The organism is Streptomyces sp. NPDC001700, assembly GCF_053596435.1.
Window position 1 is genome coordinate 1 of the sequence record NZ_JBSFGE010000014.1, and the last position, 12,646, is coordinate 12,646.

Annotated in this window: 10 protein-coding genes and 1 rRNA gene; 8 read left to right on the top strand and 3 right to left on the bottom strand. The window is 71.9% G+C overall.

From position 1 onward, the window contains the following. Positions 1–148 precede the first annotated feature (148 nt). A 5S ribosomal RNA gene (gene rrf, locus ACWC5C_RS25010) occupies positions 149–265 on the top strand. Positions 266–543: 278 nt separating this feature from the next. Here the strand turns inward: rrf and ACWC5C_RS25015 are convergent. Further along, on the bottom strand, positions 544–1,758 hold the full coding sequence (locus ACWC5C_RS25015; RefSeq protein ID WP_450878718.1) for a hypothetical protein: 1,215 nt from the start codon (positions 1,756–1,758) through the stop codon (positions 544–546). Positions 1,759–1,907: 149 nt separating this feature from the next. Here ACWC5C_RS25015 and mtnA point away from each other — a divergent pair, with 149 nt between their 5' ends. The 7 genes from mtnA to ACWC5C_RS25050 all read left to right on the top strand — a co-directional run bounded on the left by mtnA (position 1,908) and on the right by ACWC5C_RS25050 (position 10,517). After that, positions 1,908–3,065: an S-methyl-5-thioribose-1-phosphate isomerase gene (gene mtnA / locus ACWC5C_RS25020; RefSeq protein WP_450878720.1), complete on the top strand. Its 1,158-nt coding sequence runs from the start codon at positions 1,908–1,910 to the stop codon at positions 3,063–3,065. Then, positions 3,062–3,739, top strand: a complete 678-nt coding sequence (mtrA, locus tag ACWC5C_RS25025; RefSeq protein ID WP_385436830.1) for a two-component system response regulator MtrA — start codon at positions 3,062–3,064, stop codon at positions 3,737–3,739. The genes mtnA and mtrA overlap by 4 nt, the downstream gene beginning before the upstream one ends. 1 nt (position 3,740) lies before the next feature. Beyond that, complete coding sequence (gene mtrB, locus ACWC5C_RS25030; protein ID WP_450878722.1) at positions 3,741–5,789, top strand: MtrAB system histidine kinase MtrB; 2,049 nt, start codon at positions 3,741–3,743, stop codon at positions 5,787–5,789. After that, a complete protein-coding gene (locus ACWC5C_RS25035; protein WP_450878724.1) occupies positions 5,779–7,647 on the top strand; it encodes an LpqB family beta-propeller domain-containing protein in 1,869 nt (622 codons plus the stop codon). The genes mtrB and ACWC5C_RS25035 overlap by 11 nt, the downstream gene beginning before the upstream one ends. A 129-nt stretch (positions 7,648–7,776) precedes the next feature. Further along, a complete protein-coding gene (locus ACWC5C_RS25040; protein ID WP_450878726.1) occupies positions 7,777–8,559 on the top strand; it encodes a ComF family protein in 783 nt (260 codons plus the stop codon). A gap of 317 nt (positions 8,560–8,876) precedes the next feature. Further along, positions 8,877–9,569, top strand: a complete 693-nt coding sequence (hpf, locus tag ACWC5C_RS25045; RefSeq protein WP_358632107.1) for a ribosome hibernation-promoting factor, HPF/YfiA family — start codon at positions 8,877–8,879, stop codon at positions 9,567–9,569. 210 nt (positions 9,570–9,779) lie between these two features. Then, entirely contained in the window at positions 9,780–10,517 is a 738-nt protein-coding gene (locus tag ACWC5C_RS25050) for a response regulator (RefSeq protein WP_385436837.1), read from the top strand. Between the two features lie 22 nt (positions 10,518–10,539). On the opposite strand, the gene ACWC5C_RS25055 is transcribed toward ACWC5C_RS25050, so the two are convergent. Then, positions 10,540–11,724 carry a winged helix-turn-helix domain-containing protein gene (locus ACWC5C_RS25055; RefSeq protein ID WP_450878729.1) on the bottom strand — a complete coding sequence of 395 codons (1,185 nt, stop codon included), beginning with the start codon at positions 11,722–11,724 and terminating at the stop codon, positions 10,540–10,542. 50 nt (positions 11,725–11,774) lie between these two features. Continuing rightward, the gene (locus tag ACWC5C_RS25060; protein WP_450878731.1) at positions 11,775–12,404 is read right to left on the bottom strand and encodes a GNAT family N-acetyltransferase; all 630 of its coding nucleotides are present in this window, start codon (positions 12,402–12,404) and stop codon (positions 11,775–11,777) included. Positions 12,405–12,646: the final 242 nt, after the last annotated feature.

A 12,646-nucleotide genomic window follows, 5' to 3' on the forward strand; every position in this document is an offset into this window, starting at 1 on the left:
GGTTGATAGGCCAGATATGGAAGCCGGGTAACCGGTGGAGTTGACTGGTACTAATAGGCCGAGGGCTTGTCCTCAGTTGCTCGCGTCCACTGTGTTGGTTCTGAAATAACGAACTGTGTCCTTGTCCGGTTTGTTTGTTTCATAGTGTTTCGGTGGTCAAAGCGTTAGGGAAACGCCCGGTTACATTCCGAACCCGGAAGCTAAGCCTTTCAGCGCCGATGGTACTGCAGGGGGGACCCTGTGGGAGAGTAGGACGCCGCCGAACAATCTTTAGCCTCGGTCCCGAGCATTTCATGCTCGGGACCGAGGCATTTTTGCGTTCAGCACCAGGTTCCCAGTCGAACTGATGTATCACCGGATCGAGTGAAACGGGGCTGTGGCCCTGGCGCGGCGTGTGCGGGACCGCTCAGAATCGCCAGCAGGAGGGGTGAGGAGAAGCGGGGGTGCCCCATGTGGGTGATGCAGGTCGGGAGGGCGGTGGAGGTGGCGTCAGGGCCCGTTACGGGGTCGGCTCTGACGCCACCACCTGCCACCGTCACCACATCAGTTGCCGTAGCCCGCGGCGCGGGCGAGTTCGAGGTCGAGTGCCTCGCGCCGGATGCGCTGGTCCATGTAGAGGAGAGCGGTCACACCGGCGCTGATCGGAAAGGTGATGGACGAGCTGATCACCCCGCCGATGCCGACGACGATCAGAAAGGCCCAGCCGACGGAGACGGACTCGCCGGACAGGTAGTCGATGGCGCTGTCCCCGCCGAGCACCATCGCGACGGCGCTGGTCGGTACCTCGACGATGGCGGCCACGAGGAAGACCAGCACGATGGAGAGCAGCTGGATGCCGAAGACGCGCCACCACGCTCCGCGTACGAGCTTGGCCGAGCGGCGCAGTGCGGCGATGATGCCCTGCTTCTCCAGCATCAACGCCGGGGCGGCGAGGCTGAAGCGGACCCACAGCCAGATGGCGACGCCCGTTCCCGCGAGGGCTCCGAGCGAGGCGAGCGCGGCGCCCTCGCTGCCCACGCCGGCCGCCACGAGGAGCATCCCCGGAGCCATGCCCAGGCCGATGACGCCCGCGGCGATGGCCGGGATGAGCAGGAGCAGACCGCACAGCTGAAGCAGCCGCGGCCGGGCACCGCCCCAGGCCTCCCCGGTGGACACCGGGCGGCCCAGGACCGCCCGGGCGGTGACCATGGTCAGCAGGGCGGTGGTGACGATGGTGCCCAGCACGCCGACGAGCAGGGTCACCGAGCTGCTGCCCAGAGCGCCGCGCACGGCCTCCAGGGCCTCGCCGAGCGTGGGGTCCGGCTTGTCGACCGTGCCGGTGCCGGAGGTCGTGCGGAACCACAGGCCGGTGACGACGGTGATCAGTCCCTGGGTCACGACCGAGACGGCCAGCGAGATGCCGAGGACCGTGCGCCAGTGGGCACGCATGGTGGCGATCGCGCCGTCGAGGATCTCGCTCACACCGAGCGGCCGCAGCGGGATGACGCCCGGGCGGGGGACGGGTGGTGGCTGTCGCCAGCCGGTGCCCCAGCCGGGGCCGTTCGCCGGTCCGGCAGGTTGCGGGGGCGGCGGGGTGGAGATGCCGCCGCCCGGGGCCGACCAGCGTCCGGCGGGCGGCTGCCGCTTGGCCCAGGTGGCGCCCCGCGCAGGCCGCTCCGGCACGGGGTGGTCGACGGGCTCGTTCGGCTGCTGACTGCCGTGGTCGGGCTCGTCGGAAGGGGACGATCCGGGCGGAGCCCAGCCCGGAGAGTCGTTCATCGTCGCTCCGTAGGTCGTTCGTTGGCCGGTCGCCTATGCGGCGACGGCCGCTTCGTAGCCATCGTGCCACGGTGCGTTGTGGTGCGTACCGGTCGCTGGGGCTGGCTGACCACTTCATCAGAGGGTGCCGCAGGGGGCAGACTGGGCGGATGGCTGATCAGCACCGGGTCTCCCCGGAAGGCGCCGCGGCGCCCAATGCTTTCGCACTGCGCTGGGAGGAACCACCGGAGGGGCCCGTCGTGGTGCTCCTCGACCAGACCCGGCTTCCCGCCGAGGAGGTCGAGCTGGTGTGCACCGATGTGCCGATGCTGGTGGAGGCGATCCGCTCACTGGCCGTACGAGGCGCCCCGCTGCTCGGCATCGCCGGGGCCTATGGGGTCGCCCTCGCCGCGGCGCGTGGCTTCGATGTGGACGAGGCCGCCGAGTCGCTCGCCCATGCCCGCCCCACCGCCGTCAACCTCGGCTACGGCGTGCGCCGGGCCGCCGCCGCGTACCACGCGGCGGTCGGAGACGGGGCGAGTCCCGACCGGGCCGCCGCTGCCGCGCTCGCCGACGCCCGCACCCTGCACCGTGAGGACGCCGAGGCCAGCGAGCGGATGGTCGGGCACGGCCAGGCGCTCCTCGACGAGCTGCTGCCCGCCGGGGGCTACCGCATCCTCACCCACTGCAACACCGGTGGGCTGGTCTCCGGCGGTGAGGGCACCGCCCTGGCCGTGGTCAAGGCGGTGCACCGGGCCGGGCAGCTGCGGCGGCTCTGGGTGGACGAGACCCGCCCGCTGTTCCAGGGATCCCGCTTGACGGCGTACGAGGCGGCACGGGAGGGCATGGCCTACACGCTGCTCACCGACAACGCGGCGGGTTCGCTGTTCGCGGCCGGGGAAGTGGACGCGGTGCTGATAGGCGCGGACCGGATAGCCGCCGACGGCTCGGTGGCCAACAAGGTCGGCAGCTATCCGCTCGCGGTGCTGGCCCGCTACCACCATGTGCCGTTCATCGTGGTGGCCCCGACCACCACGGTGGATCCGGAGACCCCGGACGGGGCGGCGATCGAGGTCGAGCAGCGGCCCGGGCATGAGGTGACGGACGTCATAGTGCCGCATGTTCCCGGTCCCGGTGCCGAGACGGCGATGGGAGTTCCGTTGGCCCCACTGGGCACACAGGCGTTCAACCCGGCCTTTGACGTCACCCCGCCGGAGCTGGTGACCGCGATCGTCACCGAGCGTGGTGTCGTCGCTCCGGTCACCGAGGGAGGTATCGCAGAGCTGTGCGCCAGGTCACGATCAGGTAATGGGATGATGGCCTCATGAAGGGACGCGTCCTTGTCGTCGACGACGACACCGCACTGGCAGAGATGCTCGGCATCGTGCTGCGCGGCGAAGGCTTTGAACCGTCGTTCGTCTCGGACGGAGACAAGGCTCTTGCCGCCTTCCGCGAGGCCAAGCCGGATCTGGTGCTGCTCGACCTCATGCTGCCCGGACGGGACGGAATCGAGGTGTGCCGGCTGATCCGGGCCGAGTCCGGGGTGCCGATCGTCATGCTCACCGCCAAGAGCGACACGGTCGACGTGGTGGTGGGGCTGGAGTCCGGTGCCGATGACTACATCGTCAAGCCGTTCAAGCCGAAGGAGCTGGTGGCCCGCATCCGGGCGCGGCTGCGGCGGTCCGAGGACCCGACGCCGGAGCAGCTGGCGATCGGCGATCTGGTGATCGACGTCGCCGGGCACTCGGTGAAGCGGGAGGGGCAGTCGATAGCGCTGACCCCGCTGGAGTTCGATCTGCTGGTGGCCCTGGCCCGTAAGCCGTGGCAGGTGTTCACCCGCGAGGTGCTGCTGGAGCAGGTCTGGGGCTATCGGCACGCGGCCGATACCCGGCTGGTCAATGTCCATGTGCAGCGGCTGCGCTCCAAGGTCGAGAAGGACCCGGAGCGGCCGGAGATCGTGGTGACCGTGCGCGGCGTCGGCTACAAGGCCGGGCCCAGCTGAGATGACGGGTGGCGGCACGGCTCCGCGGCCCCAGGGTTCGGGAGGCGGGGCGCCGGAGAGCGGCCGGGCGGGGCGACCCGATCCGGCGGGTGACATTCCGTTGCTCCGGAGGCTGTGGAGCGGGGGGCATCTCCTGCCCGACGGGGCCTCCGGCGGACCGGCCCACCCCTTGATCCGGCTGTTCGGGCGGTGGGTGCGCCGTCCGCTGCTGCCCGCTGCCCGGCTGTGGCGGCGGAACATCCAGCTGCGGGTGGTGGCCACCACGCTGCTGATGTCGCTCGGCGTGGTGATCCTGCTGGGCCTGGTCGTCATCGGCCAGGTGCGCAACGGGCTGCTCGACGCCAAGCGGCACGCCGCGCAGGGCCAGGCCGTGGGCGGGTTCGAGGTGGCCGAGCAGATGGCCGACCGTAAGAGCGATTCCGGCGGCCAGGACGGCGCGGGCCCCGGCAGCCGCGGCGCCCAGGACGCCGGGGCCTGGCTGAACGCACTGGTGGAGCAGTTGGCCAGTGGTGGCAAGGGCGCGTATTCGGTGGTCGCGCTCAGCTCCGACTCCGGTGAGACGCCCTATGTGGCCAGCCGCGGCCCCCGGGCCTCCGGTGACGTCAAGGCGGACAGCGTGCCCGCCAATCTGCGGCAGCGGGTGGACGAGGGCCGGACCGCGCCGTACGAGCAGTACGGGCGGATTGAGCACCTCGGCTCCGGCGACAGCGAGGCCGCGCTGATCATCGGCAAGCGGCTGGACGACAACCACGGCGACGCCTATCAGCTGTACTACCTCTTCCCCTTCACCCAGGAGGAGAAGTCGCTGAGCCTGGTGAAGGGCACGCTGGCCACGGCCGGGGTGTTCGTGGTGGTGCTGCTGGGCGCCATCGCGTGGGTGGTGGTGCGGCAGGTCGTCACGCCGGTGCGGATGGCGGCCGGGATCTCCGAGCGGCTGGCGGCCGGTCTGCTGCAGGAGCGGATGAAGGTCACCGGGGAGGACGACATCGCCCGCCTCGGCGAGGCGTTCAACAAGATGGCCCAGAACCTTCAGCTCAAGATCCAGCAGCTGGAGGAGCTGTCCCGGATGCAGCGGCGGTTCGTCTCGGACGTCTCGCATGAGCTGCGCACACCGCTGACGACCGTGCGGATGGCGGCGGACGTCATCTACGAGGGGCGCGAGGACTTCGATCCGATCACGGCGCGCTCCGCCGAGCTGCTGTGGGGCCAGGTCGACCGTTTCGAGTCGCTGCTCTCCGATCTGCTGGAGATCAGCCGGTTCGACGCGGGCGCGGCCGCCCTGGAGGCCGACCAGATCGATCTGCGCGATGTGGTGAACCGGGTGGTCGACGGGGCCGAGCCGCTGGCCGACGCCAAGGGCACCCGGATCGTGGTGCGGGGCGCCGAGGCGCCGGTGGTGGCGGAGGCGGACGCCCGCCGGGTGGAGCGGGTGCTGCGCAATCTCGTGGTCAACGCCGTGGAGCACGGCGAGGGCCGGGACGTGGTGGTGCGGCTCGCGGCGGCGGGCGGCGCGGTCGCTGTGGCCGTGCGGGACTACGGGGTGGGGCTGAAGCCCGGCGAGGCGACGCGGGTGTTCAACCGCTTCTGGCGGGCCGATCCGGCGCGCGCCCGGACGACGGGCGGCACCGGTCTCGGGCTGTCGATCGCGGTGGAGGACGCGCGGCTGCACGGCGGCTGGCTCCAGGCGTGGGGCGAGCCCGGTGGCGGGTCGCAGTTCCGGCTGACGCTGCCGCGCGCGGCGGGCGATGTGCTGCGCGGTTCGCCGATCCCGCTGGAGCCCGACGACTCCCGGCGCAACCGGCAGCCGGCCGACAGCGGGCAGACGCAGCCGGCGGCGGAGCGGCTGGCCTCGGTGCCCGCGCAGCCCCGCTCCGCGCTGCCGCCCGCCGACGCCCCGATGCCCTCGGCCGACCCCACGGCGCTGCCGGGGAACGGGGCGCGGGTCGTGCGCGGCGCCGCGGAGCCGTCGTACGGGGAGGCCAGGGAGCCCCGGGAGCGCCGCGAGCGAACGACACCGAACGAAGGGGAGGGCCGCCCCCGTGGGCGCTGACCGTGCCGACCGCCACCGTTCCCGCTCCGGCGCGTACCGCCGTGCGCGGGGCACGGGCACGCTGCTCGCGTGTGGTGTGCTGCTGCTCTCCGGCTGTGCCTCGATGCCCGATAGCGGGGATGTGCGCAGGGTCGACTCCTCGCCGCGCTCCGATGTGGATTCGCAGGTCCGGGTGTACGGGGTGAGCCCGGGCAAGGGCGAGCAGCCCGCGGAGCTGGTCTCCGGCTTTCTGGAGGCCACGACGAGCGACGAGGAGAACTTCGCCACCGCGAAGGAGTATCTGACCCGGGGCGCGTCCAAGGACTGGGATCCGTTCGCGCGGACCACGGTGTTGGAGCAGGCGCCGGATGTGCGGGTGGAGACCGATCCCGGCGACCGGGACGGCAACAGCAAGACGGTCGTGCTGTCGGGCGAGCGGATCGCCACGGTGGACGCGACCCACGCCTACCGGCCCGATGAGCACAGGTACGAGGAGCGCATCCACCTCACCCTGCGCGGTTCGGAGTGGCGGATCGACGGGCCGCCGCCGGGGCTGGTGCTCGGCGAGTCCGACTTCCAGCGCATCTACCACTCGGTCAACAAGTACTACTTCGCGAAGCTGGGCCCGGACGCCGAGGACTCCCGGGTGGGGGACGAGGTCCTGGTCGCCGATCCGGTCTATCTGAGGCGGCGCATCAATCCGGTCACCGCGACCGTGAAGGCGCTGCTGGACGGCCCGACGGACTGGCTGGATCCGGTGGTCAGCTCGGCCTTCCCGGCCGGTACGGCGCTCGGCCGCCACACCGACAAGCTGTCGCTGGACGATTCGAACGTGCTGAAGGTCCGGCTGAGCGACCAGGCGGCGCAGATCAGCCCGGGCCGCTGTGCCCGGATGGCGGCGCAGACGCTGTTCACGGTGCAGGACCTCTGGGAGGGGTCGGACGAGGTCAGCGGGGTGCGGCTGGAGCGGCAGAGCGGTTCCGAGCTGTGCGCCCAGTCGAGCGACGCGGCGCGCGCGTACGCCCCGGACCATGTCATCGGGCGGCCCCAGCACCAGTACTTCGTGGACGCGCAGCACCGGATGGTCCGGCTGTCCGACGACGAGGACAAGCCACGGCCGGTTCCGGGGCCGTTCGGCGCGGATGGCGCGGGTCTTGGCACCGTGGCGGTCTCGCGCGACGAGCGGGACGCGGCGGCGGTCAGCGAGGACGGCCGGTCGCTGTATGTGACGGAGCTGTCGTCGGGTGCCGAGCGGGGCCGGGTGCGGGTGCACAGCCAGGGCGGCAGCCCCGAGCACGGGCTGACGGCGCCCAGCTGGGACGGGCTGGGCGGGCTGTGGGTGGCCGACCGGGACCCGCAGCGGCCGCGGCTGCTGCGGCTGCGCGGCGGTACCGGCCAGGCGGACGAGGTCGAGCTGCCCGCGCTCGACGGTGGCCGGATCACGGCGCTGCGGGTGTCCGCGGACGGTACGAGGATCGCGATGCTGGTCAAGCGCGACGGGCATACGACGCTGCGGCTGGGCCGGATCGAGCGGCGCGGCACGGCGGACGATCCGAAGCTGTCGGTGCGGGCGCTGCACGCGATCGCGCCGAAGCTGCAGGACGTCGACACCGCGTCCTGGGCGGGGGACAGCCGCCTGGTGGTCGCGGGCCGTGAGTCGGACGGTGTGCAGCAGCTGCAGTACGTGGAGACGGACGGCTCCCCGGCGGACCTGCCGGAGGTCCCGGGGCCGAACGGGGTGGAGACGGTCGCCGCCTCGGAAGACCAGACCCGGCCGCTGATCGCCGAGACCAGGGAGAACGGCATCGTCCGGCTGCTGCCGAACACGGACTGGAAGACCGTCGACGAGGACGGTTCCGGTCCGGTGTACCCCGGATAGCCGTATGGCGGGGGAGGCAGAAGCGGCCTTGTAACGGCCTGCGCCGGCGCGGGGGCGGCCGGTTGTCCACATGCGCGTGGTTTTCCACAGGGGGTGGCGGCCCGGGCGGTGTGACGGGACAGTGGGGCCATGCGGGGCTGGTGGCAGGAGATCGCCGATCTGGTGCTGCCGGCCGACTGCGCGGGATGCGGTCGGCCGGGTGGCCCGCTGTGCGACCGGTGTCATGGGGCGCTGCGTGGGCCCGGGGCGCGTCGGGTGCTGCCGAGCCCGGTGCCGCCGGGGCTGCCGGTGGTCCACGCGGCCGTGGATTACGTGGACGAGGCCCGCGCGGTGCTGCTCGCGCACAAGGAGCGGGGAGCGCTGCGGCTGGCGGGGCCGCTGGGCGAGGCGCTGGCCGGTGCGGTGCGGGCGGCGGCCCGCGGGGCCGTGCCCCGGGCCCCGGGGAGGCCACCGCTGCTGCTGGTGCCGGTGCCCTCGGCGCGGCGTGCGGTGGGGGCGCGGGGCCATGATCCGGCCCGGCGCGTCGCGTGCGCGGCGGCGGGCGTGCTGCGCCGCGAGGGGTGTCCCGTGCGGGTGCCCGCGGTGCTGCGGCAGCGGCGCCGGGTGACCGACCAGTCGGGTCTTGGCGCCCGTCAGCGCCGGGCGAACGTGACGGGGGCGCTGGAGGCCGTGCCGGGTGGCGGGCGGCTCCTGGTGGCGGGTCCGGTGGTGCTGGTGGACGATCTGATGACGACGGGGGCCTCGCTCGCGGAGGCGGCACGGGCGGTGACGGAGGCGGGCGGACAGGTCGTGGGCGGTGCGGTGGTGGCCGCGCCACAGGTCCCCGCGCCGGGGATTGCCACCCCGCCGGTCCTCGCGCCTTCGGTGTCTTCCGGGCGTCTCAGACCCTTCGCGAGCGATAAGCGGAACTGAATACGAAGCCGCGTCGTTGCAGGCTGTAAGGATGCCAAAGCACCTGATCGGAGGTACGGCCCGGTAGGGGGTGCCGACATCCGCCCGGGCGAGCTATGTTCGGTTGTGAGGAGTGGCAGGTGCTATGACTCGCAAATCCGCTTGGCGTGCTTTGGGTGCTTTCTTGTGAGCCGTTAACCGATACGGGGTGGACTCGTTCCCCGTGGGAAGGAGAGGTGAAAGCCGCCAAGCCGGTGGCTCCGGAAGACGCCGGAGCCTAGTGCACAAGGGATGAGCTCCGGTGGATGCTCCGGAGCGACCCGGGAACGGAGTTCTGCGTGGACATCGTCGTCAAGGGCCGTAAAACAGATGTGCCCGAGCGGTTCCGGAAGCACGTGGCCGAGAAGCTGAAGCTGGATAAGATCCAGAAGCTCGACGGCAAGGTGATCAGCCTCGACGTCGAGGTCTCCAAGGAGCACAACCCGCGTCAGGCCGACCGGTCGGACCGAGTGGAGATCACCCTTCGCTCCCGTGGCCCGGTCATCCGGGCGGAGGCCGCGGCGGCCGATCCGTACGCAGCGCTGGACCTGGCGGCCGGCAAGCTGGAAGCGCGGATGCGCAAGCAGCACGACAAGCGCCATACCCGGCGTGGCAACGGTCGCATTCCGGCCAGCGACGTGGCCATCACGGTCCCCAACGCGGCACGTATCAACGGGCATGGCGAGATCGCCGCCCAGCGCACCCCGTCCGACACGGTGCCGACCACCCGGATGGGACCCCTGGAAGTCCAGGGCGAAGGCCCCCTCGTGGTCCGTGAGAAGACCCATGCCGCGGTCCCGATGACGCTCGACCAGGCTCTCTACGAGATGGAGCTGGTCGGGCACGATTTCTATCTGTTCGTCGACTCCGACACCAGCCATCCCAGCGTCGTCTACCGGCGGCATGGCTATGACTACGGGGTCATTCATCTTCAGCCGGAGGCGTTCGCCGGGGAGGAGCCCGGTGGCGCGGGCGGCGCACTCGGCGCCTGAGGCCCACTGAAGCCCGACCGCTTCTGGGCGGGTGCACAGAGAGTGAGCGGGATCGCGCGGTGGATGCGCCGCGCGGTCCCGTGGCCGGTCCGGGCATGAAATCATGGCTCGACGGCCAACCGGCATGGGGAAACGACTGGTTGATGCCGTACCGCACCGTGCACCGCAGAGTGCAAACCGCAAGGGCCATGGCCTTCAGGGGGAGGAACGATGGCGGACAGCTTCGGGCCCGTGTCCGACGATGGCGATGACCAACGTCTGGGGCCGGACAGGGGCGAGTCGCGCAAGGAGCCGATTCGGGTCCTCGTAGTGGACGACCACGCACTCTTCCGGCGTGGGTTGGAGATCGTCCTGGCCCAGGAGGAGGACATTCAGGTCGTCGGCGAGGCCGGGGACGGCGCCGAGGCCGTGGACAAGGCGGCGGATCTGCTGCCGGACATCGTCCTGATGGATGTGCGCATGCCCAAGCGCGGGGGGATCGAGGCCTGCACGTCGATCAAGGAAGTGGCACCCAGCGCCAAGATCATCATGCTGACGATCAGCGATGAGGAGGCCGACCTCTACGACGCGATCAAGGCGGGCGCCACCGGCTATCTGCTCAAGGAGATCTCGACCGACGAGGTGTCGACCGCGATCCGGGCGGTGGCCGACGGCCAGTCGCAGATCAGCCCGTCGATGGCGGCCAAGCTCCTCACCGAGTTCAAGTCGATGATCCAGCGCACCGACGAGCGACGGCTGGTGCCGGCGCCCCGGCTCACCGACCGTGAGCTGGAGGTGCTGAAGCTGGTGGCCACCGGCATGAACAACCGCGATATCGCCAAGGAACTGTTCATCAGCGAGAACACCGTGAAGAACCACGTCCGGAACATCCTGGAGAAGCTGCAGCTGCACTCCCGGATGGAGGCCGTGGTCTACGCGATGCGGGAGAAGATCCTCGAGATCAGGTGAGCGGGGACGGAATCGGCCGCGGTCACGTGACCGCGGCCGCCAGCGGGGCGGCCAGCTCCGGGCGGTTGACGCGCTCGATCCGCACCGCGTCGCAGCCCACCCAGTCCGCCGCCTCGCGCAGCGCCTCCGCCATCGGTGCCACGGCCTTCGGCGTGTCCAGCGACACCTGCCGGGCCACCAGCGTGGTCCCCTCACGGGCCGGATCGACCCGGCCGAGCAGCCGCCCGCCCGACAGCAGCGGCATGGCGAAGTAGCCGTACACCCGCTTGGGGCGGGGCACATACGCCTCCAGCCGATGGGTGAAGCCGAAGATCCGCTCGGTGCGCGCCCGGTCCCATATCAACGAGTCGAAGGGCGACAGCAGGGTCGTGCGGTGCCGTCCGCGCGGGGTGCTGGCCAGCGCCTCGGGGTCCGCCCAGGCCGCCTTGTCCCAGCCCGCGACCGACACCGGCACCAGCCCCGAGTCCGCGATCACCGCGTCGACCTGCTCCGCCTTGAGCCGGTGGTAGTCCGCGAGGTCCGCCCGGGTGCCCACGCCGAGGGACTGGCCCGCGAGCCGCACCAGCCGCCGCAGACACTCCGCGTCGTCCAGGTCGTCATGGAGCAGCGCGTCCGGCACGGCGCGCTCCGCCAGGTCGTACACCCGCTTCCAGCCGCGCCGCTCCACGCACACCACCTCGCCGTACGTGAGCGCGCGCTCGACGCCGACCTTCGCCGCCGACCAGTCCCACCACGGGCCGCCGTTCTTGGCGCCGCCCAGCTCCGTCGCGGTCAGCGGGCCCTCGGCCCGCAGCTGCGCCACCACCTTCTCGTACACCCCGTCCGGCAGCTCGTGGTGCCAGAGCGGGCGGGCGCGGTAGGCGCGGCGGCGGAAGGCGAAGTGCGGCCACTCCTCGATGGGCAGCACACAGGCCGCGTGCGACCAGTACTCGAAGGCGTGGGTGCCGGTCCAGTACGCCGACTCGACCGCCGGGCGGCCGACCGCGCCCAGCCGCGCGTACGGAATCAGCTCGTGCGAGCGGGCCAGCACCGAGATCGTGTCCAGCTGCACCGCGCCCAGATGGCGCAGCACGCCGCGCACCCCGCCGCGCCGGTCGGGCGCGCCCAGGAACCCCTGGGCGCGCAGCGCGATCCGGCGCGCCTCGTCGGCGGACAAGCTGACCTCGGGCTTGCGGTTCGCGATGGCCCCGGCGGTGGGATTCGTCATGCGCGCCACCGTAGCGGCGACCACTGACAACGCCCGTCCCGAGAGGCACCTCAGACCGGCGCGGGGAGATACGGAGTGGCCGTGGGCAGGCCCCAGTCGGAGGGCAGCAGCGCGCCCCGCCAGGCGTCCCGCCGGGTGCCCTCGCGGACGATGCCCGCCCGGTCCGTCCCCTCCATCCGGAAGCCCACGGCGAGCGCGACCGCGCGCGACGCCTCGTTCCCGGCCTCCGTGCACCACTCCAGCCGCTCCACGCCCAGCCCGGTGAACGCCCACTCGGCCACCGCCCGGGCCGCCTCGCCCGTGTAGCCGCGCCGCCGGTGCTCCCGTGCCGTCCAGTAGCCCAGCTCGGCCTGGCGCTCGGGGCTGCGCAGCCGGGCCAGCCGTATCAGGCCCATGGCCCCGACGAGTTCCCCCGAGCCCTCGCCGCCATCGGAGTCCCCGGAGCCCTCGCCGCCCTCGCCCCTGGTGACCAGCGCGAAGTTATAGGTGCGGTCGTCCCGCCAGCCGTCCGGGCAGGTTCGCCGTACGAAGTCCTCGGCGTCCGCGCGGGCGTACGGAGCGGGCACGTGGGTCCAGCGCAGGATGTCCGGGTCCTGACAGGCAGCGTGGACCGCCGGGGCGTCGGACGGCCGGAAGGGGCGCAGCACGAGTCGCTCGGTGGTGAGGGTGACGGGCTCCATGGGCCGAGTCTGGGCCGCTGCCGCGCCGGGCCGCGAGTGGTTTTGGTGAATTCGGGGGCACCCCGGCGACCTCTCACGCGTTGACACGGTGTGGTGACACCCGGCCCGCGTGGTGACGGACCTCCCGGCCAGGCGGGGTCTGTCTTACGATGGCCGTTGCGGCGGGGCTTGTGCCCCTTGACAATGCCGCGCCAGCGCACCCCACAACCGTGCCAGGCCCGACCGGCAAGGAGCCAGCCTAC